This window comes from Sphingomonas endolithica (assembly GCF_025231525.1).
Lineage (GTDB): Bacteria > Pseudomonadota > Alphaproteobacteria > Sphingomonadales > Sphingomonadaceae > Sphingomonas > Sphingomonas endolithica.
In genome coordinates this window covers 3,885,347-3,910,667 of the sequence record NZ_CP103057.1, presented here as the reverse complement: position 1 = coordinate 3,910,667, position 25,321 = coordinate 3,885,347, and the positions used below count along the sequence as shown (strand labels likewise).

The window sequence follows — 25,321 nt, the reverse complement described above, 5'->3', positions numbered from 1 at the left end:
ACCTAGCGGTTGTCGGCATGGGCGATCCGGACGGCTTAGATGGCCGCGTTTTCGCCACTCTCAATCGAGTTCGAGAGCATGGCGGTGAACAATGGTGGTTATACGCATCGACGTGCAGCGCGTGCGGGCAGAACTGGATGATCGCGCAGGACGAGCGCATCCATGACAACTTCGTTCTGAAGCGTGTCGAGCCAGCCGATATGGAAAGGATTGTTCAGACCTCGGAGTGGCCCGGTGACTTCCTGCATTACGGCGAGGTTCTCCGTATCGAGCGGGAATTCGGTAAGGTCGCACATTTCGCTGACCCTCGCAGCCCGGCGCTCGTGGATACAATCCACGATCTCCGTCGCGAACGTCCTGACATCTCAATCGAAGATATTGCTTTTGCGCTGGCGATCTCAGCGGAGTCCACTGAACGACTTCTCCGGATGTAATGTCCGCTTTCCACCACCTTCGGACGTCCGGCGGTGGACCATACATTTCGACATCAAACGGCAGGGGAGCGGTAGCAAGGGATAGCTTCAACCCCGACGCGTGCTGACGGCATCGGCCCGGATGGGGCCTGCGTGCGCGGATGGGTGGAGATGGTGCTGATTCTGGTCGTCGCCGTCGATACGCTGCAATAGGCATTCCGAGGATCGAGACCGCGACCCGCTCGCTCGACGGGTCGGGCTTCGATCTGATCGGCGCTGGCGCCATGCGCGGTGCTGGCCGACGATACTCTCTTAATGCCTGATGCGGAAATGTCGGCTACGCGAGCCTGGGGGGAATCGAGATCATGTCCGCACCTGATGTCTCGTTACTGGGCAAACGCCGCTTCGGGCCGCTGTTCGTCGTGCAGTTCTTCGGCGCGTTCAACGACAATGTGCTGCGTTATGCGCTGATCTTCCTGGCGACCTACGGCCTTGGCCGCGCCTCGCCGGTTCCGCCGGCGGTGCTCGGGCCGGTGACCCTCGGGCTGTTCATCCTGCCCTATTTCCTGCTCTCGGCACTTGCCGGGCAGATCGCCGACGCGGTCGACAAGGGCCGGTTGATCCGCATGATCAAGGCGGCCGAAATCGGCATCATGACCATCGCGATGCTTGGTTTCTGGCAGAATTCGGTGTGGCTGCTGCTCGCCGCCTTGTTGTTGATGGGGGTGCATTCGACGATCTTCGGGCCGGTCAAATATTCGATCCTGCCGCAGCACCTTGGCCAGCACGAGATGATGGGCGGCACCGGCCTGATCGAGGCGGGCACCTTCCTGGCGATCCTCGGCGGGCAATTGCTCGCCAACGAGATCGAGCCATGGACTGCGGCGAGCATCGCGATGGGCTGCGCGGTGATCGGGTTCGGCGCCAGCCTGCTCATCCCGGCCGCGCCGCCATCGGGCAACAACCACCGGATCGACTATAATATCGTCCGCGGCACCTGGAACATCCTGCGCACCGCCGCCAGCGGGCGCGGGGTGTGGCTGTCGATCCTGGGGATCAGCTGGTTCTTCGCGGTCGGCGGCATCGTCTCGTCCGACGTGCCGACCCTGGTGTCGAGCGAGCTTGGCGGCGGCAAGAGCGTCGTCACGTTGTTCCTGATCGTCTTCTCGGTGGCGATCGCGGTCGGCTCACTCGCGGTCAACCGGCTGCTCAAGGGCGAGGTGTCGGCCAGGTACGTGCCAGTCGCCGCGCTGCTGATGGCGGCCGGGATGATCGACCTGTGGATCGCGAGCAGCACCTTCGTCCCCGGCGGCGGCAAGGCGGATGTCGCGCAGTTCCTGGCCAACCCGGGGAGCTGGCATGTGCTGGTCGCGCTGATCGTGACCGCGCTCGGCGGCGGGATGTTCGTCGTGCCGCTGTACGCGATCATCTCGACCTTCACCGTGCCGGCCGAGCGCTCGCGCGTCATCGCCGCCAACAATATCGTCAACGGCATCGTCACCGTGCTGGTCGTGCTGGCGACGACGGGGATGTACAAGTTCGGCGTGTCGACGCCGGGTTCGATCGGCGCGCTCGGCTTCGCGACGCTGGCGGTGGCGCTGATCTCGTGCTGGCTGCTGCCCGAAACGGTGATCAAGGCGCTGGTCCGCGGCCTGTTGACGATGTTGTACCGCGTCGAACTGCACGGCGCGGAGAACATGCCCCAACCGGGCGTGCCGGCCGTCGTCGTGGTCAACCATGTGTCGTGGCTGGACGGGCTGCTGCTCGCGGTGTTCCTGCCGGGCAAGCCGACCTTCGCGATCCACAGCGGTGTCGCCAGATTGTGGTGGATTCAGCCGGCGCTCAAGCTGTTCGACGCCTTCCCGGTCGATCCGACCAACCCGATGGCGGCCAAGGCGATGGTCAAGGCCGTGAAGCAGGGCCGCACCCTGGTGATCTTCCCCGAGGGCCGCATCACCACCACCGGCGCGCTGATGAAGGTGTTCGACGGCCCCGGCATGATCGCCGACAAGGCCGATGCGCCGATCGTGCCGGTGCGCATCGACGGCGCGCAGTTCACGCGCTTCTCGCGGCTTGGTGGCAAGGTGCGCCGGCGCGCTTTCCCCAAGATCACGCTGACGGTTCTGCCGCAGCGCCGCTTCCAGGTCAGCGGCGACAGCGCACGCGAGCGCCGGGCGGCGGCCGGGCGGAAATTGTACGACGTGATGAGCGAGATGATCTTCGCCACCTCCGACATCGACCGCACGCTGTTCGAGGCGCTGATCGACGCCAAGGACGTACATGGCGGCAAGGCGGCGGTGATCGAGGACGTCAAGCGCACGCCGCTTGGCTATTCCCGCCTGATCACCGGATCGCTCGCCCTGGGCCGGCCGCTGGCGGAGGGCACGCGGCAGGGAGAGGCGGTCGGCGTGTTGCTGCCCAACGTTGCCGGCGTCGTCGTCGCCTTCTTCGCCTTGCAGGCGAAGGGCCGCGTGCCGGCGATGCTCAACTATACCGCCGGCCTGACCAACCTGAAGGCGGCGTGCGCCGCAGCGGAGATCCGCACGATCGTCACCGCGCGTGCGTTCGTCGAGCAGGCCAAGCTCGGCGAGGTCGTCGCCGGCCTAGAAGCGACGGGCATCCGGGTCCGCTACCTCGAGGATATCGCCGCCGCCATCGGCGCCGGCGCCAAGTTCCGCGCGCTGATCGCCACACGCTTCGCGCTGCGCAGCCATCGTGCGTTACGCCTGTCACCTGAGGCGCCCGCCGTCATCCTGTTCACCAGCGGCTCCGAGGGCCTGCCCAAGGGCGTGGTGCTGACGCACCGCAACCTGCTTGCCAATTGCCACCAATTGTCCGCGCGGATCGATTTCAACGAGAGCGACGTGGTGCTGAACGCGCTGCCCGTTTTCCACAGTTTCGGGCTGACCGGCGGCACGTTGCTGCCGATCCTGTCGGGGGTGAAGACCGTCCTCTACCCCAGCCCGCTGCATTACCGCATCGTGCCGGCGCTCGCCTATGATGCCAATGCGACGATCCTGTTCGGCACCGACACGTTCCTGTCGGGCTATGCGCGGATGGCGCATGGCTATGATTTCTATTCGCTGCGCTACATCTTCGCTGGCGCCGAGCGCGTGCGCGACGAGACGCGGCGGATCTATGCCGAGAAGTTCGGCCTGCGCATCCTCGAAGGCTATGGCGCGACCGAGGCGGCGCCGGTGATCGCGGTCAACACGCCGATGCACTTCCGCGCCGGCACCGTCGGCCGCCTGCTGCCGGGCATGGAAGGTCGGCTCGATCCCGTGCCGGGCATCGACGAAGGCGGGCGCCTGTCGATCCGCGGACCCAATGTGATGGCCGGCTATCTCAAGGCCGACCAGCCCGGCGTGTTGCAGCCGCCCGAAGACGGCTGGCACGACAGCGGCGACATCGTGACGATCGACGATGCCGGCTTCGTCACGATCCGCGGCCGCGCGAAACGCTTTGCCAAGATCGGCGGCGAGATGGTCTCGCTGCCCGCAGTGGAAGGCTATGCCACGGCGCTGTGGCCCGATGCCGAACACGCGGTCGTCACCCGCCCGGACCTGCGCAAGGGCGAACAGCTCGTCTTGTTCACCACGCGCCAGGACGCGAGCGCCAGCGCGCTGCAGGCGTGGGCCAAGGCCAATGGCGTGACCGAGTTGATGGTGCCCAAGGATATCCGGCCGATCGACACTCTGCCCGTTCTCGGCACCGGCAAGATCGATTATGTGACGATAAGCGCGATGGCGGCATGAGGAAGAATGTGATGCGCGGGTGGATCGAGACGCTGGAGCGCGACCTGCAATCGCCGATCGCGGTGCGCCGCTTCGGTAGCGGCTGGTTCGCCGGCTTCTTCGCGCTGCTGCTGGCAATTTCCGGGCTTTGCCTGGTTGCCGCCTTGCGCTGGCCCGGCTGGTTCTCGATGCCCGAGCTCGCCCCTTTATATGCCTGGTCGGGGTTCCGGGCGGTCGTCCACGCCGTGCTGATCGGCGCCTATGCGCTGGCCCTGCTCAGCCTGCTGTTGCGCCCGCGCAAGGCAATCGGCGCGACCGCATTGCTCGTCGCGCTTGCCGCCACCTTGCTGGGCGGCGCGGGCGTGCAGCCACGCGAAACGCACGACTGGGGCGTGTTCTTCGGGATCGACTTTTTCGTCGTCAATCTCGTCGCCACCGGGCTGATGTTCGCGCCGATCGAGCGGCTGCTGCCCAAGCACGCCGATCAGCGGCTGTTTCGCGCTGAATGGCGTGAGGATCTTTTCTATTATCTGATCAGCTCGATGATGGTGCAGCTGATCACCTACCTGGCATTGGCGCCGTCGACCTACATCATGGCCAAGACCGGCAGCTTCGCCGAGTTCCGCGCCGCGATCGCCGGCCAGCCATGGCTGTTGCAGTTCATCGAGGTCATGGTGCTGACCGACCTGACGCAATATTGGTTCCACCGCGCCTTTCATCGCGTGCCGTTCCTGTGGGGCTTCCACGCGGTCCACCATTCGGCCAAGTCGATGGATTGGCTGGCGGGCGCCAGGATGCACTTCATCGAGATCATCCTGCTGCGCGGCGTCACCTCGCTGCCGCTACTGACGCTCGGCTTCGCGCCATCGGTGATGCAGGCGTACATCGCGTTCGTGTACGTCTACGCGTCGCTGGTGCACGCCAATCTGCGCGGCGATTTCGAGTGGCTGGGACGGTTCGTCGTCACCCCGCGTTTCCACCACTGGCACCACGCGATCGAAGCGGAAGGGGTCGACAAGAACTTCGCGATCCACTTCCCGTTTCTCGACCGCCTGTTCGGCACGCATCACTTTCCCGCCAAGCGCTGGCCGACCGGCTATGGCGTGCCGGAAGCCGTGCCGAGCGGGTATCGTGCGCAGTTCCTGTACCCGTTTCGGCGCAAGCAAGGCTGACGGCGGAACCAGCCGCCCCAACGCAGTGCGACGAACAAGGCGAAGAAGGTGCCTCCCCACCACCTTCTTCGAAACCCCGCGATCGGCGTTAGTTGACGCCTAGTGACAGATCAGCGCCAACCCAGCGCGGGCGCGACATGGGTCAGGACGGAATCGAGCACATGGGCGTTGTAATCGACCCCAAGCTGGTTCGGTACCGTGAGCAGCAGCGTGTCTGCCTCTGCAATGCCTTCATCGGCCCGTAACTGTTCGATCAATTGATCGGGCTCGGCGGCGTATGACCGGCCGAACACCGCGCGCATGTTATCGATCACGCCGATCTGGTCGCTACTGTCGCCGCGCCCGAAATAGGCGCGATCCTGATCGTTCATCAGCGCGAAGATCGACCGCGAGACCGAGACACGTGGCGTGCCGGCGTGCCCTGCGGCTTTCCAGGCCTCGCGGTAGAGCCGGATCTGCTTGGCCTGCTGGATATGCAGCGGCTCGCCGCTCTCGTCCGCCTTCAACGTCGAGCTCTGCAGGTTCATGCCACGTTCTGCGGCCCAGACCGCGGTGGCGTTCGACGACGAACCCCACCAGATACGCTCGCGCAATCCGGCGGAATGCGGCTCGATGCGCAGCAGGCCCGGCGGGTTGGGAAACATCGGTCGTGGGCTGGGCTGCGCGAATCCGTCGCCCTTCAGCAGATCGAGAAACACCTCGGCATGGCGACGTCCCATGTCCGCATCGCTCTCACCCTCTGCCGGCGCATAGCCGAAGTGGCGCCAGCCTTCGATCACCTGCTCGGGCGAGCCGCGGCTGATCCCGAGTTGCAGGCGACCGCGGCTGATCAGATCGGCCGACCCCGCATCTTCGGCCATGTAGAACGGGTTTTCGTAGCGCATGTCGATCACGCCGGTGCCGATCTCGATCCGGCTGGTCCTGGCGCCGACCGCGGCAAGCAGTGGAAAGGGCGACGCAAGCTGCTGCGCGAAATGGTGGACGCGGAAATAGGCGCCGTCCGCGCCCAGTTCCTCGGCGGCGACGGCAAGATCGATCGACTGCAGCAATACGTCGGAGGCGGAACGCGTCCCCGAATGCGGCGATGACGACCAATGACCGAACGACAGAAATCCGATCTTCTTCATGATGCACTCCTGATATTGGCGGCTTGTCGCAGCCCGTGACCACGATCTACCCTTGGTCCGTCAGATAGGGAGCATGGTGCCTGGCGTCGCGGCGGCGCGGGGAAACGCAGCTATTCCGTCTTGCCCAAGATGCGCGAGGCTCCAGCGTTGCCAACATTGGACGATCCTCCAGATCAGACCGTCAGCGTGATGACGCGTGCGATTGCCCTGACGGGCAAAGCTTGGCAGTCTTGCGAAACGATATCGGGGGAGAAGGCAGGTGTACCGTTTCCTAGTGCTGGCGGCTGCCATCCTGACCCTGTCTTCGGCGGCCGGGGCGCAGAGCAACCCGACGCTTGTCGAGGCGGAGCGCGGCATCCGGCGCGACGACGGCCCGGCCACCCATTTGCGCTTCGACGCGATCGACGTCCGCGCGCACCTGGTCGGCCGCACCGCCGACGTCACGGTGGAGATGCTGATCGGCTCGGAAGATGCCGGCAGCTATGAGGCGAACCTCGCGCTCACCCTGCCGGCCGACGCGGTCGTCACCGGCTATTCGCTGGATGTCGGCGGCGCGATGATCCCCGGCCAACTGCTCGAGGCGCCCAAGGCGCGCAACGTCTACGAGGACGAGGTACGTGCCGGTGTGGATCCCGGGCTGGCGGAGATCACCGGGAACCGGTTCACGACACGCATCTTCCCGATCGACTCCGGCCATCCTCGCCGTTTTCGCCTGCACTTCGTCGCGGCGTTCGATCCGGTCGTCGGCCTCGTCTTGCCGCTTGCCCGTGACGAAGCGATCGGGCGGGTGACCGTCGCCGTTTCCGCAGACGGCTATGCCACCGCCCCCGCCGTGCGCTTCGCCGGCCAGCCGCTTGCCCTCGCGCGCAGCGGCGACGGATGGCGCGGAGAGGCGATGCTCGGCAAGGCTGAGGTTCGCGGCGGGCTGACCGTGACGGGAGGGGTGCTGGCCAGCCCAATGGTCGTCGCGCGCCATGCGAGCGGGGAGACGTTCTTCGCGATCTCGGACGGCGCCACCGGCGATCCGAAGCCACTATCGCGAGGGGGCCGCTTACGCATCTACTGGGATCGCTCGCTCTCGCACCGGGCCAGCCGCACCGATCTGGAGGCAGACGTACTGGCGCGCCTTGCCGAACGGACGAAGCCCAGCGCGATCGACCTCGTCACCTTTGCGAGCGACCGGCCGCGGGTCGAGACGCTCGGCAGCGCTGCGGCGCTCAGAACGGCGCTCGACCGCGTGGTCTACCGCGGCGGTACGTCGCTCGCCGGACTCGATACGCTGGCGCTGCCCGCCGCCAGCCAATGCGTGCTGGTGTTCGATGGGGAAGTGACCATCGACCGCGGAGCGGCCTTTGCTCCTGATTGTCGACTGGTGGCGCTCACCGCCGCCCCCGGCGCCAACGGCGCGCGGCTGGGACGGCTGACGCAGCATATGGGCGGCACTGTGGTGCGGCTTGCTCCGGGCGGGGAGGCCGACGCGCTGGCCGCACTGGCCACCCCCGCAACGGTTCCCGTGTCGGTCCGCGATGCGGCCGGACGACGGATCGACACACGGGCGCTGCCGGCCGGCCAAGGGCAGTGGCTGCTGGTTGGCCCCATGCCGTCGGGCGGCATCACCGTGCGACTGAGCGGCGGTGGCGAACGCCGCTACGCGCCGACTGGCGCAGCCGTGGCAGCCGAGGCACCGGCCGCGCTTTGGGCCGCGAGCCGCGTGTCGGATCTTGCCGACGACCCTGCCCGTCACGCAGCAATGGCGGAGACCGCGCGCCGCTACCAGGTCGCCGGTCCCGGCATGTCGTTCCTGGTGCTGGAGCGGCCCGACCAATATCTGCGCGCCGAACTGACACCACCGGCGGCATTCGGCGCAGTGTGGCTGGCGCAGTATCGCAAGGCCAAGTCGGAATGGGACAAGGAGCATCGCGACGCCAAGCAAGAGCGGTTCGCCTTCGTGCTCGACCAATGGCGCCAGCGCAGCGCCTGGCACGGCAAGCGCTTCACGCCACTCACCCGTGCACAGGTGAAACGTGCGCGTGGGGACGATACGCCCGGCATGGCCTTGCCTCCCCCTCCCCCACCGCCTCCCCCACCGCCTCCGCCACCGGCCGAGACCGACCAGCCACGCATTGTCGCGCCACCGCCAGTTGTATCGGCGCCCGCACCCGCCGCGGCCACGGCAGACGAGAACCACGCAGACAGCATCGTCGTGACCGGCTCGCGTCTGCGCGCTCCAATGCCCACCGCACAGCAACCGCGGCCGGCTGCGATCAAGCTCGACATGGCGGACCTGATCACCAAGCGCCCCTATATCGTTGCGCTCGACCTGGCAGCGCCGGGAAGACGCTCGGCCGTGCTGGCGGAGCAGGAACTGCAATACGGCTCCGTGCCGACCTTCTATCTCGACACTGCCGAGTGGTTCCGGCTCAAGGGGGATGGGGCTACCGCCTCGCTGCTGCTCCTTTCGGCGCTCGAGCTGCCGACCAGCGACGACGAGACACGCCAGATCGTCGCCTTCCGCCTCGAGCGCGATCGCTCCTTCGACCGGGCGATCGAGCTCGCCGAGCACCTTGCCGCCGCCGATGCCGAGTTCAGGCCCCAGCCCGGTCGCGACCTTGCCTTGGCGCTCGCGGCCCGCGGGCGGGCTGCGGGGCCGGCTGGCCGCGCGGACCTCGAACGCGCGTTTCGGTTGCTGATCGATACGGCGCTCAATCCCGCTTCGGGTGCTTTCGATGGAATCGAGGTGATCGCGCTGATGGAGGCCAACGCACTCATCCCCGCGATGGCGGCTGCGGGTGGGCACTGGGTGCTCGACCCCCGGCTCGTCGGCTTGATCGACACCGATGCGCGCATCGTGATGGAATGGACGGCCGACGACGCCGACATCGACCTGTGGGTCGATGAGCCAAGTGGCGAACGCGTGATGTATTCCAACAAGTTGAGCAGCGCCGGCGGGCAGATCTCCAACGACATGACCGATGGCTACGGGCCAGAGGAATACGCCATCCACCGTGCCCCCGCCGGCCCATATCGCGTGCGCATCAACGGTTACGATGCCGATCGCATCAACCCGAATGGCCCCGGCCATGTACTCATCCGCCTGCAACGCAACTTTGCGCGTCGGGGCGAGACGCAGGAGTTGGTCGACCTCGACCTGTCCTTCCAGAACGGCCGAAACCGGAACAATGTCGACGAGACGCGGCCAGTCGCTACCTTGCGGGTGGAACGGTAGCCGGTCCTACGACAAGGGATCGACACTCCGGAGGTGACGGGGGGGACGGCTGCTGCGCAGCGCATGGCGGGCTGTCCGTCCTCGACTTCTTGCCGGATGCGAATCCCCGAACGGCGAATTCACCCGAACCAAAGCGCCAGCTTAGCCGTTTTCGCGCGCTCGTGCGTTCTCGTGTCATCGCCCAAGGAGAAGACCATAAACCCGACACGCATTCCCGGTAACGAACCCGACGCCGGCGATATGTCCACCGAACCCGGCATTGGAGCGCCGAACGATCAATCGGAGCATCATGACCTGCCTGATGATGCCGAAAAGCTGGGTGATTTCGCCTAACTCAATGCTGTCCGACGCACGCAGAGGCTGGCGGTGAACCAGCCTTCGGCAGCAGGTGACAGATTGGCTGACTTCCGAGGACCGGGCTGAATCAGCCGTTCACGGAAAATGGTGGAGCCGAGGGATATCTAACTGAAGACCGCCGACCATCGCCGACGATCGCGACTCGCCAGCAAACCCGCCATTCTCGCGGCCTAGATTTCGCTGACCTTCATTGAAGACCGCCTACAATCACTGTAGAGTGTGGGACGCATTGAGGGACAGGTCGTGGGAAAGCTATCGGTAAAGAAGATCCCGACCCTGGGGCCAGGCCGGCATCCAGATGGGGATGGGCTTTATTTGATCGTGCGCGACACGGGGTCGCGCCAGTGGCTGCTGCGTATCCAATCGGACGGGAAGCGCCGGGACCTCGGGCTGGGGACCGCGGAAACGGGCGAGCGATCGACGGAAACGAAAACCGCCTCAGCGAAACTGGCGGCCGTCGATCGGAAGTCCCTCACCCTGGCCGAAGCACGCGACAAAGCGGACGCTTACCGCAGGATGGTGCGAGCCGGCATCGACCCGGTGGAAGAACGCAAAAAGGCGCCCGCCACTATCCCCACTTTCGAGTCAGCGACCAAGACCTGCCATGGGGAGATGAAAGCGAGCTGGCGCAACGCCAAGCACACCAAGGTCTGGCTTGCCTGCATGGAGTCGCATGTTTTTCCGACGATTGGGCAGCAGCCGGTCGATGCGATTGACAGCATCATCGTTCGCGATCTGCTCGCACCGATCTGGATGGAGAAGCCCGAGACGTCCCGGCGTATTTTGCAGCGGATCGGCGTCGTGCTCGACTTTGCACACATCAAGGGGTGGCGCCCTACCGAAACCAGCCTGAAATCCGTCCGTAGAGGGTTGCCGAAACACAAGCGGGACGACAGCCATTTCGACGCTATGCCTTACGACGAGGCGCCGGCTTTCTTTGCCCGGCTTCTCGCCGCGGAGCACACCGCCGGCAAAGACGGGCTGGCCTTTACGATACTGACAGCAGTCCGCTCAAACGAAACGCGGTTTGCGACCTGGTCCGAACTGGATCTCAAGAAGAAAACATGGACGATCCCTGGCAGCAGGATGAAGACCGGCATGACCCATATCGTGCCGCTGTCGCCCGCGGCTATCGAGATCCTGAACCGGCGATGGGAGGGGCGGACCAGCAACGACGGTCTGGTTTTCTTCGCGACGCCGACGAAACCGATGTCGGATATGACCATGACGAAGGCACTGCGGACGATGGGTGTGACGGATGCGCACGTTCACGGTTTCCGAAGCACATTTACCGATTGGGCGGCGGAAACGACCAGCATACCGAAAGAGGTCGTTGACAAGGCGCTGGCGCATAAGCTCCCCGACAAGGTTGAAGCTGCGTATCGTCGAACGGACTTTTTCGAACGGCGACAGGTTTTGATGACGATGTGGGCCGACTACCTGGTCGGCAAGAAGAATGTCGTGCGCTTGGTGACGGCCGCGTGAGCAACGACGACACGCGCCGGCGACCATCTGAGGCCGAGTTCGCGACCGCTGCGGCGATTGGCCGGATCAATCTCTACAAGCGGAGCCTCCCGGTCAAAGAAACTGCGCCCGCCTTGTCCGATCTCCATAAACGGCTCGCGGGCGCCGGACAGCTTTACGAACGAGGTGAGCTGGCTGATCAGCGATACGCCGTCGTCGATGCCATCTCGGGCGTTTACGATTTCCTGCTGGATCAAGGCTTTTCGCCTATGGCGCTTGAACCACTGTTCCGCCCAATCGAAGCGTTAGAAGGGCAGCATGAAAATCGCCTCGATCCCCTCTTCGCTGAACGCCGGCGAGCGGGTCGGCCAGGGAAAAGCGGCGACAATCATACCCGCGTCGGCACACTAGCAGCCTTGGCCAATTTCTGGATCGAGCAGCACGGTGATAGCGGCGAGCTGAAACGCGACTTGGCCACAGCTGCAACGCGGCTGCGCGGACGATGGTTCGGCACCATAACTGCCGCTCAGCTGACCGGGGCAAGGGTAGCGCTCGCGCAGGAAGGAAGTGATCATCCGATAGTGCAGACCGCAGCTAAGGTTCGAGCGTTCCTCGATCGTGCGGCATCCGATTTCGGGCAGCAGCACGCCTTCGCTGTTGTCGTTCGCCAGTTGAACGACGGACCGCGCTCCTCGGCGATCGGCAACTCGAACGTTCTGGAACAGGCGCCCGCCGAACCCGGAGAGTAGCCTTTTTTAAAACCCCCCATGTTTCTCCATCGGCGTTGCGCCGACCCCCGTAGTCGCCCGCTGGCACATGCCAGCTTCTTTGGGGAGACGTAGGATGGACCCGATCACGGTGAGCATTGAAAACGCGAGCAAGGCGCTCGGTCTTAACATGACGTCGGTCTACGGGCTGATCAACGAAGGCAAGCTGGCAACGGTGAAGATCGGTCGCCGCCGCTTAGTCAAAGCTGACAGCATCCGCGCACTTGTCGATCAGGCCGCGTGAACCAGCATGTTCACAGCAGCAGCAGCGGCGAGCGGCCGTAAAACGCGAAAGGGCCGGACCGCCACAGTCCGACCCTTCACGAATTTGCTCAACAGCAGCGTCGAAGCAGATACATGTAATCAGCTCCGGTTTCAACGGTTGAGCGCGGTGGGAATCAACGGTCATCGTGCCTGTTTGATCGCTGACTTGGCTTGGGGGACGGCACATGGCTGATCCGCGCAACCTGGCTGACATGTTCAGTCTGCCCCCTCACCTTGTCGCCCTGCAAATGCTGGTCGACCGCTGCCCAGACGCCGTTTCGCGTAAGTGGCTGATAGTCACGGCCGGATCGTGCGAAGCGATTGGCCGCGACGAAGGCTTTGTCATGGTCACTGCCAACATGCTGGAGACGGCATAATGGGCGCGGTCATATACCCCATCGCACGTGGTCCTGTGCGCGCGCTCGTCCTGTTGCAGGTGGCGGAAGACCGCTGGCAGGTAGCCGATTATGGCCGCGCCTGCCCGACCGGTCGCAGGGCTCGCTGGCACAAAGACGGGCTGCCGTTCGATCGTGCGCAGTCCGTCGCCGTCGTTGCCTTCCGGCGCTTCGGCATTCCGATCTGCATCAAGCGGCTCGGGATGCCGTATAGGCCGTATCGACCGGGCGGTGCAGCATGAGCCGCGTTCTCCCCATGCGGATTCCGCACCGTCCGGACCGTGGCACCGTTCATGTCTATGGCGACACCGTCGATGGCTTCCACGTTTCGCACGAGTCCGCCTCGGGCAACTCCTGGGGCGAGCAGCATGGACCGTTTGCCCGCGGCGCTGACGCGATCACAGCCGCCTATGCACTCAACCGCGATGTCTATGGCGGCATCTGCAACGTCGCGGTGAGCGACAGCGCGGTGCAGGATGGATGCCCCGGCGTTGGCTTGCCCTTAGTGCCGGGAGATTTCTGATGCTGATGGATCCCTATGCCGCTTATGGGCGAGAAGGTGAAAGGAACCGCGTGATCGATCTGCCGCGCGTGTGCGCCGACATCCGCGACCGCTTCCCGGTTTCGGGCGTGGCCGCTCAGGCCGGCGTGAAGCTGCAGCGGGCCGGGCGTGAATTGAAGGGGTGCTGCCCTTTCCACCCCGACAAGTCGCCCAGCTTCACGATCTACGCCGACGATCGCCGCTTCCAGTGTTTCGGCTGCGGCGCCGAGGGTGACGTGCTCGACTTCGTGCAGCGCGCCTACAGCGTGAAGCTCCTGCCAGCGATCGAGATGCTGGACGGGGGCGCCCTGCGCCAGCTTGAACAGCAGCGTGTGGTGGCAACGCCGAAGGCGGATTGGTCAAAGGCAGCGCTGTCGATCTGGAACGAGGCGACGCCGATCGGCGGGACACCGGCCGAAGCATATCTACGGTCTCGCGGCATCACCATGGAACTTCCGCATACGCTACGTTTCGCCCGGCTCCGTTATCCGCAGGAGCAGGGTCGGCGCCCTGCCCTCGTCGCGGCAGTATGCGCACCTAACGGCGATCTCACCGGTATCCAGCGCACATTCCTGACAGACGAAGGCCGCAAGGCCGACGTTGCCGAGGTGAAGCTGTCGCTCGGCCGCGTCGCTGGCGGTGCCATCCAGCTTGGAGCGCCAGTTGCCAGCCTCGTTGTTACCGAGGGGCTGGAAGATGGACTGACGCTCGCCCAGGCGTTGGGCCGATCAGTGTGGGTGTCGGCGGGCACATCGATGCTGCCTCGCATGGAACTGGCCGAAGTAACCCGTGCTGTCGTGATCGGGGCAGACGGCGATGCGCCAGGCGAGGCAGCGGCCACCAAGGCGGCTCATGCCTTTGCCGCCGCAGGGCGCAAGGTGAGGATTATGCGACCCGCTTCCGGTTTCAAGGACTTCAATGCCGAGCTGATGGAGGGGCGCCAATGAACGCGACCTCTCTCCGGGCGCGCTTTGACGCCGCCGAGCCGTTTGCGGGCGCTCCTGCCGCGGAGCCGGTCAAGATCACGGCCTCACCTTTCCGCTGGCCAGATCATCGCAGCTTGCCTCGCCGGCCCTGGGTATGGGGACGCTGGCTGCTGCTCAGCACCGTGTCCGCGATCGTTGCGCCAGGTGGCGTAGGTAAGTCGTCCTTCGTGGCGTCCATGCTGTTGTCCTTGGCGAGCGGACGGCAGGACATCCTAGGCAAGACGGTCTGGGCGGGACCGAAGCGGGTTTGGTATTGGAACCTCGAGGACGGGCTGGCGGAACTTGAGATGCAGCTGGTGGCTGCGGCTATGTTTCACCGCGTCGATCAGGCGTCATGCGAAGACCGCATCTTCCTCGACAGCGGTCCGGAAGGCGCTGAGCTGCGCATAGCCGTCGAGAACCGGGACGGTTATCAGATCGCGGTGCCTGTCGTGGAGGCGCTGGTTGCCGAACTGCTGGCGCGTAAGATCGACGTGCTGGTCGTGGATCCCTTCGTCTCGTCTCATGGCGTGACCGAGAACGACAACGGTGCGATCGATGCGGTCGTGAAAACCTGGGCCAGCATCGCCAAACGGGCGGGCTGCGCGATTGTGCTGGTCCACCATTCCAAGAAGCTCGGGAACGAGAAGGTGACGGCAGACTCGTCCCGCGGTGCCAGCGCGTTGGTGTCCGCGGCGCGCGTGACGCTGGTGCTCAATCGCATGGACAAGGACGAGGCGCAGCGGTTCGGTATAGATGCTGACGCCGAGCGGCGTCGGTTGTTCACCGTGCAGGATGACAAGGCGAACCGCGCACCTGCGGAGGAAGCACAGTGGTTCCGCTTAGCGTCGCAGAACGTCGACAACTCTACCGGCCACGATGACCCATTCGGTGACGAGGGAGACAGCGTCGGCGTGGTGACGCGCTGGATGCCGCCCGACGCGTTCGAGGGCATCACCGTCGATCACCTGCGCCGCGTGCAGGAGGCTGTTTCGGCCGGTGAATACAAGGCGCATCACTCCGCGACAGACTGGGTCGGGAACGCCGTCGCCGAAGTCCTCGGGCTTGATCCACGAGATAAGGGGGACCGCGGGCGCATCCTGAGAATGGTTTGCACTTGGGAAGCCAACGGTGCTCTTCGGGTCGAAGAACGCAAGGATCACAACCGCCAGATGAAGAAGTATATGGTGGTCGGAAAGGCGGCTGACGACATGTCTGCTACACCTGCAATAGGTGTAGCGGTGCGAGGTGTAGCAGTAGAGCAGGCAAGTGCTACGCTACACCCGTCCCCCTTTAGGGGTGACGGTGTAGCAGGTGCTGCCGGGGTGAAGGACCAGGTGTCGCACTCCAATCCCGCGCTGGTGAGATCTGGAACGGTGGTTTTCCCCGACGCCGGCCCCGCTCGATCGACGCGCAGGATGATCTTGGCACCGGGTGAAACCGGCGATGATGTGGATTTCAGCGAATGACCGACCAGCGTAACGACGGCGAAATTACGCGCGGTAGGCCGTTCCAGCCAGGCAACCCCGGCAAGCCGAAGGGAGCCCGCTCGCGCGCGACCATAGCCGCGGAGGCGCTCCTCAATGGCGAAGGCGAGGCGCTGACACGCAAGGCGATCGAAATGGCGCTGGAAGGCGACACGGTAGCGCTACGCTTGTGCCTGGAGCGCCTCGTTCCCCCGCGGAAGGATTCACCAATCACGATAGACCTGCCGCCGGTCATGACCGCTTCGGATGTCGTTGGTGCGTCGGCCGCGGTGCTGTCCGCTGTCGGCGCCGGCGAGATCAGCCCGGATGAAGCGGGCCGGGTCATGACCTTGCTGACCGCGCACCGTGCAATCGTCGAGACGAGCGAGCTCGCCGACCGCATCGCAGCACTTGAAACCACAGCGAAGTCCAACCCCACGAGAAGGAGAGCGTGATGTCGATATCCGACCGCATTCAGAAACTGGAAGACCTCCTTGGTGGGGGTGGACGAATGATCGTTCTTTCGCGGCCACGTGACATGTCTGACGAGCAGCTTCGAGCAATACCTTCATGGGCAGGGCATCTCGACGCAGACGGACGATCTGGTCGTTTCGCTCAAGCGCTTCGGTGAGGGGCATCCCGAACCCTGGGTGAAGATCGATGGCGAGATGATCAACCACCTGCCTGCCTGACCGGCTGCCAACCTCACACAATCCGAAGGAGATCCCAATGTCAGCTATCGAAACCCGAATTGCCAAGCTCGAACAAATCACGCGCGATCGAAGCGGCAGCCTGCATGTTCCCGGCGTCACCGACGAGCAGATGGTGGAGATCCGGCGCGTTGCCGCGGTCTGTGCGAACCCAGACGACCTGGCTGCCTACCTACGAACTCGCCTTCCCGCTGGCGATGCCGGTGTGGTGTCGCTCGATGATCGGCGACGGATCGATGCCGTGCTGAGCGCTGCAGCTAGGACTATCTTCGAAGAGGTGCGATCCTAGGCTACCCAGCAGGCGCCAGAACTTCATCTCTGTGGCTTTGTTGTTCGTCGAACGGCGTAGGCATGCCGATCTCCTTGAGCAGCAAACGCCCTAGATAGGCGATCTCGACGGTGTGCTTAAACTGGCCAGAAGCAGCGTCGAACTCCGGGACCATACCCTTCTTAACTGTCCCGAAGTTGCGCTTCAGCAGATCAAGTCGAAGCAGATGTTCCTTGCCCACCTGATAGAGCCGGTCACGTTCGACTGCGTCACGGCGCGACTTCAGATGTGCGCGCTCAGGACGATTGATCTTCCCGAAGGCCTGACGGTCTCCGTTGCCGCCATAGGTCTGGCCATACGCATTCAACAAAGCGACCTCGTCGTCGTCCAGTTCGCCGAACATCACGATCAGGCGGCGTCGCCGGATCACGTCTGCGTCTTCCTCGGCCAGTCCGCGCGCTACAGCTTCCGTGATTTGTTCGACCCTAGCTTGTGACATCGCACGAGCAGACTGGTAACCACCCTCGACAACGAGATCGATCTTAGGGGCGTTTGAAGCCAGAGCAGCCTGCAGGTCTGCCGAAAGCTCGCTGATCCGGGTATCAAGTCCTCGAACATAGCCGGCGATTCTGTCGGCTCGCTGGTTCGGTATCGCCACTCCAATATTCTCAGCGAGTGGCCCCCCGATCAATGGGACAAGGCTAACCGCCCCCTTCCCAATAGCCACCAGCTGGTCACGGTAGTCGTCGTCGAGCGGATCGTAAGCGTCCGGCCCCTGTTCGCTCATGATGCCGCCTCTTCTTGTCGGTCACGCTGGCCAGGGGGAATCATTGGGTCAGCCGGGCAGGCAGAACGCACTGATGTATGCTGGAAAAACAATGCTGCCTTGCGCGCGTGCCTGGCTCTCCGCTGCTCGCCTTTTTCGTTCCCCGTTCTCAACTTGCACCGCCTGCGACGCTGCTTGGCACCTTGCTGCAGTCGGATAATCGATAACGACAGTATTTTGATTTGCCGTCAGAATTAATTTGTAGGGCATCTGCTGGGCAGAGGCGACAGTGGGCAGCAGTAGCCCCGCGAAGACGATTAGCCGACCGATCATAAGAGCAAGCTAGACCGGCAGAAGCAGTATTGTCTACTCTACCAATTTCGTCCGTCGCTATCGAACCAACCAAATTCGGCTTGGGGTTTGCCCCTGTTTCTGCTAAATAATCTGCACATGCGCGGCTGACCTTACTTCACGCGCTTCCCGAACAAGGAAGCGTTATGGTGAGTTCGCCCAAGCCGCCGAATCCGATTGCCACTGCCAATGCGCAGTCCGGCATGAATACCGACACCGCCCTCGTGCAGAACGCCGTCAACATGACGAATAGCGTCGGGCCGTGGGGCAGCACGACCTATAATCCGACCGGGTCGATTAGCTTCACGAACTCGCAGGGCCAGACGGTCAATATCCCCCAGTATACCCAAACGACGACCTATGCGCCCGAGCAACAGGCGATCCTGGACAAAACCACAAAGGCGCAGGACAACCTGGCGCAACTGGCGGCCGATCAATCCGGCAAAATGAACCAGTATCTTGCGAAGCCATTCGAGTTCGACAACCAAGACGCCGCCGACTGGTCGTATGATCTGGCGTCGACACGTATACTGCCACAGCAGAAGCAGGCGGCGGCTGATCTGCAAAGTCAGCTGACGAACCAGGGTATCCGGCCGGGAACGGCCGCCTACGATCGTGAAATGACACGCCTCACCCAGAGCAACACCGACCAAATGAACCAGCTGGCGCTGACTGGTCGGTCGCAGGCTTTCGGTGAAGCTATTCAGACGCGCTCGCAACCGATCAACGAATTGACGGCATTCCTTTCGGGATCGCAGGTTGCGGCACCGAACTCGGGCTTCTCTGCCACCCCGCAAGCTAGCGTCGGCGGGGTCGATTACGCTGGCCTCGTAAACAGCAACTACCAAGCGAAGGTAAGTCAGAGCAACGCGCTGATGGGTGGTCTCTTCGGCTTGGCCGGTGCGGGGGTTTCCGCATTTGCACCGATGAAGCCCGGTCGGTGACGGAGAGTATGCCAGCTAACCAGCCCATACACGGCGACCCGTTGCCGATTGTGGTCACGCCTTCCCTTCGGCTCTGCGGCTTTGACCCTAACGCTTGCATCGGAGCGGGGTCAGTCATCGTGCAGGAAGCCGGCCTGGGTAGTCTCGCTGCGATGCGTGTCCTGTTTGAATCCAGCATGGCGGCGGCCTTGAACACATCAGATGACGAGCCGTATGCCATCGTCGGTGCGGCCGAAACTGTCACGTTCGCGCGCCTGTGTGCCGCGCATCGGCATCCCTTCGACGTCCGAAAGCTCGCTGCCGCCCTCTGCCTGACGTCCGGCCGAACTCGTCGCATCGGCTTCGAGGCGGCAGCCAATAACTTGATGGGCGAGTCGATCGCTATCTTGGAACGCCTTGCTGATGAAGGCGATGACATCGCGCTCATTGCATCCGGCCAGATGGTGGCTGCGCACCCTGAGACTGTGGAAATCGCCAAAATCCTGCTTTCGGGAATGGAGGAGTAGCATGCTGTTCGGATTGCAATCGGCCGCTGCGCTGGATCCTGCTCAGGTGGCCGCCGCGAAGGATCGTCTCCAGCATCGCATGGAGCGAGACCCTAGAGTTACCACGATGCACCCCGGCGGGCTTGCCACGCTGCCTGACGGCACGGCCACGCCGCCACAATCACTTCCTGGCGCGTTCCAATGGGGCGAAGGCGGTCAGCGTATGACGCCCGACGAAATCGCATCGCGCCGATCCCTAGCTCAGCAGCAGATGGCAGCTGGCATGGACTTCTCGCCAGTCGGACATTGGACGCAAGGCATGGCGCGAGTGGCGCAGGCTCTGGTCGGCAGCTTGGAGGCGCGCAAGCTCGACAAGGCGTCGGAAGCTAACGCGGCACAGAACCGATCGATCGCGAGCTTGCTGACGGGCGGAAACGCGACTGCCGCAGATGCAGCGGCGGCGGCCGTAGATCCATACGCTTCGGAGGACACGCGCAAGCTGGGCATGCTGCAATACCAGCGGCTGACGCCCAAACCGCAGGAGCCTAGCGATCTCCAGCAGCGGGTTGAATATCTCGATAAGTTCAAGCCGGGATTAGGCAGGGATTACGCCTCGAACTACGCGGCCAACGGTGGGATGGCTCCCCAGGTCATCACTACGCCACAGGGCACATTCATGGTCCCACGCTCGCCGTCACCCGTGGCCGCGCCAGCTGCTGGCGGCGGCATTCCCGACGCGGCGCTTTCGTTTCTCCGGCAAAATCCCGGGAGCGCCGCGCAGTTCGATGCAAAATATGGCGAAGGCGCCTCGACACGCGTCTTGCAGGGAGGCGCGGCACCGCAAGCCCCCTCCCCTTTCGTGACCCAATGAAGGCGCCCGGAACAATGACCAGCGGGCGCCGGACGGTCGAAGGGAACCGCCTCGTTGGCGGCGTGCCGAACAGCTCACACCTGCGCGGTGACGGCGTAGATGCGGTCGGGACAACCATCGATGCGCTGCGTGCCTATTACGGGCCCGGCGCGCGGTTCCTCGACGAGGGCGACCACATCCACACGACGTTGCCTGGTTACGGCAAGGTCCCATTCTTCGGCCGCCGCGGCACTACAGGAGCACGATGATGCAGAAGAATCCGTATGATCAGTTCGACGGCCCTGCGGTTCCCGCCGGCATGCCGCCGGGCGCGGTGATGATCGCGCCGCCGCCCGCAGCGGACGCCTTCGATGCCCCACAGGCAGCTGCCACGCTCAACAAAACGAACCAGCAGATCGGAATCGATGCAGCGAGCGAGCGACGTAATCAGGCCGAGGAAGCGCGCCGCCAGAGACAGTTCGCCGCCAGCCTATATTCCAAGGGCCTGCGCATCGGTGGGAATGGGCAGCCCGAGCCGATTCCTGGTTGGGTTGATCCGACCAAGGCGACCGACGCAACGGGCAAGCCCGACCTCGCTGCAGTGCGCGCTGAGGCGATCGACAAGATCAAGCTCGCGCGCACACTTCAGCAGCGGTCACGTGACGGCTGGTTCACTACCGGGGCGGGCGCCAATATTGCCCGTCTCATCGGCGGCAGCCCCGCCTATGACGTGCGTCAGGATACGGAAACGCTGAAGAACGCCGGCGCACTGACCCGCATCATGGAGATGGCCAAGACTAACGGCGGCAAGAATCCGCTGACGCCGTTATCGAACAGCGACTTTCAGGCGCTCGCCAGCAGCCTGTCCAATCTGGAAACCGGCCAAAGCGACGACCAATACCAGCACAACGTCCAGCGCGTCATCGATATGTATTCCCGCGCTTATCAGGGTGCGGGCGGCACCAATCTGGAGGGTGAAATTGATCCGGCCAAGCGTCGAAAGGTAGCGCCCGGCGTGATCGATCCGGTCGCTCCGACCATGCATTCGTTCACGCCTAACAACGTGATCGATTTTGCCGCGGGCATCTCAGGCGGCAAGTATGCGTTCAACGACAAGCGCGAGCTTACATATAACGGGAAGCCGGTCGATGTGTCGGCCGACGTCATGAACAGCGACCAGTATGCGAAGGCTTATCGCGCCCGGTTTGGCGAAGATTCCCCGCTAACCGTGGACGTCGTCGGCGGTCAGCGTGATCCGAGCAGTTCCGAGATGGAGCGTCGCCGTGACACGTTCGTCGGCGGCGCCGATGCTGTCGTTCGCGGGGTCGCCGACACTGCAACCCTCGGCTTGGCGGACCCGCTTGCAGCCCTGGCGCGCTCGGCGCTCAACGAAGACGGCTTCGCAGCGAACCTGAAACGCGAGCGCGCTATCAGTGCCGCGGACGAAGAGGTAAACCCCTATCTCAGGTTCGGCGGACAGATGGCTGGCGCAGTGCCGACCTTTGCCGCAATCTCGCGTCTTGGAGCGGCCGCGGTGCCGGCGCGACCGTTCTTTGGGACGGCGATGACCGATACGACTGCGGGCGCAATCTATGGCGGCACCAGCAACATGGAGACCAGTCCCGTAGCGGGCGCTCTCGTCGGCGGGGCGACCGCGCTTGCGGGAAACCAGCTCGGTCAGCGGGTCATCAGCCCGTTCATCGAGCGGGCACTGTCGTCGGGCCAAGCCAAATCGGCGATCGTCCGTGCGCTCATTCCCCGGACCCGGGATGTCGATACCGCTCAGGTAAGGTCCACGCTCACCGATGCCGAGCGGCTTGGCATTCCTATGTCCCTAGCTGACGCCGATCCGAAGCTGCGGACGATTGCTGGATCCGCCACCCGGCTCGCGCCCGCTGGCCGGGAATACGCTGAGCGCGTGATCGAACCGCGCGGCCGTGCGCAGGCTGAAAGGGCTATCTCCGCAATCGAACGTGACTTTGGGCCCACTGTCGACGTCGGCAGGACCGCGGATGATCTGATCTCGCGCGGCAATGCGGCGTCGTCGCCACTATACCGGCAGGCCTATGAGGCGCCGGTCGTATCGACCCCTGAGCTCGACCAGCTTCTGAACACGCCTGCGGGTCGAGCCGCCTTATCGCGCGCCCGGACAATCGCTGCGAACGAGCGGCGTGATCCTGAGGCAATGGGCTTCGCACTGGATGCTGACAACAACGTGGTGCTGAACCCAGTGAACCTCGATCCTTTCCAGCGCCAGGCGGAAGCAAAGGCCGGCTTCGATGCCGCGCAAGAGGCACATCGCGTCGCTATGCGCACGTCTGGCGCAGATGCGAGCTCGACCCGCGCGGCATTGCTGAGTGCGCGGGATGATCTGCAGGCCGCGACGCCCGCCGTTACTGGCCGCCCCGCCGAAGGAACCGCGGCAACCCAGCGCGGCTACACGACCCAGACCCTCGACTATGTGAAGCGTGGCCTCGATGACATTCTTGAGGAGAACCGCGATAGCCTGACCGGTCGCCTTCAGCTCGATGAATACCTTCGGTCGGTCAATCAGGTCCGCGGCCAGTTGGTCAGCGAGGTCGACCGATTAAACCCCGGCTACCGTGCCGCGCGCCAAGCCTATCAGGGCCCGGCGCGCGAGCGGGATGCGTTGAAGGACGGCTATGCCGCCGTTGCGCCGCGCATGAAGCCCGACAGCATGTCGCGGGTCGTAGAGCGGTTGCCGGAGGGCGAGCTGGGACAGTATCGTTCGGGATATCGAACGGGCATGGCTGAGCAGGTTGAAGGGATGCGTCTTAGCCACGACCCGTATGCGGCCGTGTGGGGCACGCCCGATCAGATGGCAAAGGCCGGTATGCTTTTCCCGGACGGCGTGTCGAACTTCAGCCGCCAGGTTGAGCTCGAGAAGTTGCTGGCGAAGACGCAACAGGAAACCCTGGGCGGCTCTCCTACTGCCGGACGCCGGGCGGCTGACGAGATGTTCGGGCCCGGAATGGGAATGCAGGTTGCTGGCGAAGCGACCTTGGGCGCCCTCACCGGTGTTCCACCGATCAGTGCCATCTCGCGCGCGCTTACTGCCACGGTGCGCGATCGCGCCCGATTGGGTGTGGGCGGCAGCAAGAAGGCCGCGTCGATCGCCGAGCTGCTACTTGATCCGAGTCCCGCCGCGGGGATGAGCACTATCGACGCGCTGATCGCGCAGGAGATTGCTCGGTCGCGTGCTCTGGCGATCGGGGGCAGTGCCGGCGCGGCCGGCGCGGTCCCGTTCTTCTCGGCGCTTGGGGCGGAATAGCTCCGGGCGCCGCAGTGCGACCAGTGTTGTGCCGATTGCGCTGCCTATGCCGATGGCAATCATGCCTAGTGTGCTCATCCGCGCACGGTACTGTGCATTGGGCCATGTTGTCCATGCAGCAGAACCATGAGGCGGCTCCTGAAAGGATGGCGCTGCCGGATCATTGAGGCTTTAGTTGGTCTTTACTGCGCCCCCCCTACAATGTTCGTTAACGGCGTTGACTCGTGTTCGAAAATACAATCCGTTGGCAGGTGTTCTTGGGGGAATAAGTATGGCCGGATTGTTCACAAAGGCAGTCGTCGCTGTTGGCTCGCTGGTGTCGCTGAGCTCATGCCAAGGCGATCGCGTTAAAGAGCTTGAGGCAGAGAACGAGGATTTAACTGCCCAGGTGACCGCTCTGCGCAGCCAGGTCGAGGAAGCGCAATCTGCAGCTGAGGATGTGAAGTCCAAGGCTGAGGAAGTCGCATCCGCTAGCGAGGAATTGCAGTCGCAGACCGGGCGTCTAGCCTCGGAAAATTGGCGCGACGTGGTGCCGGATGTGACCAGCGCGAGCGATGAAGTTGACAGCTCTCAGGCCGCCTTAGCTTCGTCAACATCGGACTTAGATGACGCGCTGGACCAATAGTAAGGCGGCAGCGCCGCTGTAGCATCCTTGCTTTGGAGCGGGCGCCCACACCACAGACACCCGCGCCTACCCATGCTTGGCGCACCTGCGAACGGCAAACGCCCCGCCGCATCAAGGCGGCGAGGCGGTAGCGGTTTACTGTGGATCGTTACCTTCGAGCCCGGCCAGCTTAGGCCCAACCGTCTTGGACACGTCGGAACGCACAGCATCGTTATGCGCCTTCACAGTCGTCACAACGTTGCCCTTCTTGTCGAGGAGGACCGCACCGTCGGGCGAACCTTCGGGTGCGAGACGCACGATCAGCGGGCTTGGATACAGACGATTGCTGGCACCGTTGCTGCCGTCCACAATAGCACCGACGCCACCACCCAAAAGGATGTTTCCGAAAGCGCTGCCATTCAACTTCGACTGGATCAGCACATATGTCGGCTTGTAGCCGGCCAACGTCATGTCTGCGCGAAGATCATCCTTGCGTCGGAATTCGAGTTTGCACGGCGTGGTGCAGGACGAGCCGTTGCTGAACTTGACCGCTGCGCTATCGGGCCGCGATCCAACAGTGTAGTCGGTCTTGGTGCCGTTCAAAACTGTCGCGCAGCCGCCCAGGTTCGCGGCGAGTGCCGCGATCGTAATCACGAATCTTTTTTTCAATTTATCCCCCTCTTGCCCCTGTCGGGCTAGGACTTATTGCGCGACGAACAGAGACATACAAGCGATGAACTGCACCGTCTCGCGAGATAACGCCGAGGGAGAAAGCATGCAGTGACTCACGATCGGGGTCGAAGCCGATCCATCCTGGAGCAGTTCCACACGATCACGATGAGAGGGGTGATCCGCCAACGCCATGAAGGACGGCCCCCGCGCCGACTAAGGGTAAAAGTGCCACGCGAGCCGCCCCGTCCGACTCGCTGCTGGCAGGCGGGCGAGAGGGGTAACCCTCGTTAACATGGTATTAACCCAACGCTACTGGAGAAAGACGACCGGACCGCACCGTCGCTGCGGGCGTTCTCGATTTGGGACGGCTCAGGAGTTCGGCGCCAGCCCTTACGCCCCTAAGCCGGATGCCCACGCGGCTTCGCAAACTGCTCTGCCTAGCTGCCGAGTTTGAGATCAATCCTGACATCGATAAGCTCAAGGCGGCC

At 63.8% G+C, this 25,321-nt stretch carries 24 protein-coding genes; 21 read left to right on the top strand and 3 right to left on the bottom strand.

Annotation, left to right across the window (positions count from 1 at the left end):
* The first annotated feature begins 17 nt into the window (after positions 1 to 17).
* The 3 genes from NV382_RS18610 to NV382_RS18600 all read left to right on the top strand — a co-directional run bounded on the left by NV382_RS18610 (position 18) and on the right by NV382_RS18600 (position 5,319).
* Entirely contained in the window at positions 18 to 434 is a 417-nt protein-coding gene (locus NV382_RS18610; RefSeq protein WP_260598314.1) for a hypothetical protein, read from the top strand.
* A gap of 344 nt (positions 435 to 778) precedes the next feature.
* Positions 779 to 4,168 (top strand): acyl-[ACP]--phospholipid O-acyltransferase, encoded by a 3,390-nt coding sequence (locus NV382_RS18605; protein WP_260598313.1) that lies wholly within the window; start codon positions 779 to 781, stop codon positions 4,166 to 4,168.
* An 11-nt stretch (positions 4,169 to 4,179) separates the two neighbouring features.
* A complete protein-coding gene (locus tag NV382_RS18600) occupies positions 4,180 to 5,319 on the top strand; it encodes a sterol desaturase family protein (RefSeq protein ID WP_260598312.1) in 1,140 nt (379 codons plus the stop codon).
* Positions 5,320 to 5,429: 110 nt separating this feature from the next.
* Here the strand turns inward: NV382_RS18600 and NV382_RS18595 are convergent, their stop codons facing one another.
* On the bottom strand, positions 5,430 to 6,446 hold the full coding sequence (locus NV382_RS18595) for an LLM class flavin-dependent oxidoreductase (RefSeq protein ID WP_260598311.1): 1,017 nt from the start codon (positions 6,444 to 6,446) through the stop codon (positions 5,430 to 5,432).
* A gap of 259 nt (positions 6,447 to 6,705) precedes the next feature.
* On the opposite strand from NV382_RS18595, the gene NV382_RS18590 reads away from it, so the two are divergent.
* From NV382_RS18590 to NV382_RS18535, 12 genes are all read left to right on the top strand, one after another.
* Positions 6,706 to 9,672: a VIT domain-containing protein gene (locus NV382_RS18590; protein WP_260598310.1), complete on the top strand. Its 2,967-nt coding sequence runs from the start codon at positions 6,706 to 6,708 to the stop codon at positions 9,670 to 9,672.
* Between the two features lie 678 nt (positions 9,673 to 10,350).
* On the top strand, positions 10,351 to 11,514 hold the full coding sequence (locus tag NV382_RS18585) for a site-specific integrase (protein WP_335342362.1): 1,164 nt from the start codon (positions 10,351 to 10,353) through the stop codon (positions 11,512 to 11,514).
* Positions 11,511 to 12,242 (top strand): hypothetical protein, encoded by a 732-nt coding sequence (locus tag NV382_RS18580; protein WP_260598307.1) that lies wholly within the window; start codon positions 11,511 to 11,513, stop codon positions 12,240 to 12,242. The genes NV382_RS18585 and NV382_RS18580 overlap by 4 nt, the downstream gene beginning before the upstream one ends.
* Positions 12,243 to 12,336: 94 nt before the next feature.
* On the top strand, positions 12,337 to 12,504 hold the full coding sequence (locus tag NV382_RS18575) for a helix-turn-helix domain-containing protein (RefSeq protein WP_260598305.1): 168 nt from the start codon (positions 12,337 to 12,339) through the stop codon (positions 12,502 to 12,504).
* Between the two features lie 205 nt (positions 12,505 to 12,709).
* A complete protein-coding gene (locus tag NV382_RS18570; RefSeq protein WP_260598304.1) occupies positions 12,710 to 12,901 on the top strand; it encodes a hypothetical protein in 192 nt (63 codons plus the stop codon).
* A complete protein-coding gene (locus tag NV382_RS18565; protein ID WP_260598302.1) occupies positions 12,901 to 13,161 on the top strand; it encodes a hypothetical protein in 261 nt (86 codons plus the stop codon). The genes NV382_RS18570 and NV382_RS18565 overlap by 1 nt, the downstream gene beginning before the upstream one ends.
* On the top strand, positions 13,158 to 13,442 hold the full coding sequence (locus NV382_RS18560) for a hypothetical protein (protein ID WP_260598301.1): 285 nt from the start codon (positions 13,158 to 13,160) through the stop codon (positions 13,440 to 13,442). The genes NV382_RS18565 and NV382_RS18560 overlap by 4 nt, the downstream gene beginning before the upstream one ends.
* Entirely contained in the window at positions 13,442 to 14,407 is a 966-nt protein-coding gene (locus NV382_RS18555) for a DUF7146 domain-containing protein (protein WP_260598299.1), read from the top strand. The genes NV382_RS18560 and NV382_RS18555 overlap by 1 nt, the downstream gene beginning before the upstream one ends.
* On the top strand, positions 14,404 to 15,894 hold the full coding sequence (locus tag NV382_RS18550) for an AAA family ATPase (protein WP_260598297.1): 1,491 nt from the start codon (positions 14,404 to 14,406) through the stop codon (positions 15,892 to 15,894). The genes NV382_RS18555 and NV382_RS18550 overlap by 4 nt, the downstream gene beginning before the upstream one ends.
* Positions 15,891 to 16,346 (top strand): DUF5681 domain-containing protein, encoded by a 456-nt coding sequence (locus tag NV382_RS18545; RefSeq protein ID WP_260598296.1) that lies wholly within the window; start codon positions 15,891 to 15,893, stop codon positions 16,344 to 16,346. Before NV382_RS18550 ends, NV382_RS18545 begins: the two co-directional genes overlap by 4 nt.
* Positions 16,347 to 16,424: 78 nt before the next feature.
* Positions 16,425 to 16,583: a hypothetical protein gene (locus tag NV382_RS18540; protein WP_260598294.1), complete on the top strand. Its 159-nt coding sequence runs from the start codon at positions 16,425 to 16,427 to the stop codon at positions 16,581 to 16,583.
* A gap of 37 nt (positions 16,584 to 16,620) precedes the next feature.
* On the top strand, positions 16,621 to 16,890 hold the full coding sequence (locus NV382_RS18535; protein ID WP_260598292.1) for a hypothetical protein: 270 nt from the start codon (positions 16,621 to 16,623) through the stop codon (positions 16,888 to 16,890).
* Position 16,891: 1 nt separating this feature from the next.
* On the opposite strand, the gene NV382_RS18530 is transcribed toward NV382_RS18535, so the two are convergent.
* A complete protein-coding gene (locus NV382_RS18530) occupies positions 16,892 to 17,656 on the bottom strand; it encodes a hypothetical protein (RefSeq protein ID WP_260598290.1) in 765 nt (254 codons plus the stop codon).
* 479 nt (positions 17,657 to 18,135) lie between these two features.
* Here NV382_RS18530 and NV382_RS18525 point away from each other — a divergent pair, with 479 nt between their 5' ends.
* The 6 genes from NV382_RS18525 to NV382_RS18500 all read left to right on the top strand — a co-directional run bounded on the left by NV382_RS18525 (position 18,136) and on the right by NV382_RS18500 (position 24,182).
* Positions 18,136 to 18,930, top strand: coding sequence for a hypothetical protein (locus NV382_RS18525; protein WP_260598288.1), 795 nt, complete (start codon positions 18,136 to 18,138; stop codon positions 18,928 to 18,930).
* 152 nt (positions 18,931 to 19,082) lie between these two features.
* A complete protein-coding gene (locus NV382_RS18520) occupies positions 19,083 to 19,436 on the top strand; it encodes a hypothetical protein (protein ID WP_260598286.1) in 354 nt (117 codons plus the stop codon).
* A gap of 1 nt (position 19,437) precedes the next feature.
* Positions 19,438 to 20,286 carry a hypothetical protein gene (locus NV382_RS18515; RefSeq protein WP_260598284.1) on the top strand — a complete coding sequence of 283 codons (849 nt, stop codon included), beginning with the start codon at positions 19,438 to 19,440 and terminating at the stop codon, positions 20,284 to 20,286.
* A gap of 14 nt (positions 20,287 to 20,300) precedes the next feature.
* The gene (locus NV382_RS18510) at positions 20,301 to 20,534 is read left to right on the top strand and encodes a D-Ala-D-Ala carboxypeptidase family metallohydrolase (protein WP_260598283.1); all 234 of its coding nucleotides are present in this window, start codon (positions 20,301 to 20,303) and stop codon (positions 20,532 to 20,534) included.
* 68 nt (positions 20,535 to 20,602) lie between these two features.
* Positions 20,603 to 23,557, top strand: coding sequence for a hypothetical protein (locus tag NV382_RS18505; RefSeq protein ID WP_260598281.1), 2,955 nt, complete (start codon positions 20,603 to 20,605; stop codon positions 23,555 to 23,557).
* A 271-nt stretch (positions 23,558 to 23,828) separates the two neighbouring features.
* A complete protein-coding gene (locus NV382_RS18500; RefSeq protein WP_260598279.1) occupies positions 23,829 to 24,182 on the top strand; it encodes a hypothetical protein in 354 nt (117 codons plus the stop codon).
* 135 nt (positions 24,183 to 24,317) lie between these two features.
* Here the strand turns inward: NV382_RS18500 and NV382_RS18495 are convergent, their stop codons facing one another.
* Complete coding sequence (locus NV382_RS18495; RefSeq protein ID WP_260598278.1) at positions 24,318 to 24,830, bottom strand: hypothetical protein; 513 nt, start codon at positions 24,828 to 24,830, stop codon at positions 24,318 to 24,320.
* Positions 24,831 to 25,321 lie beyond the last annotated feature (491 nt).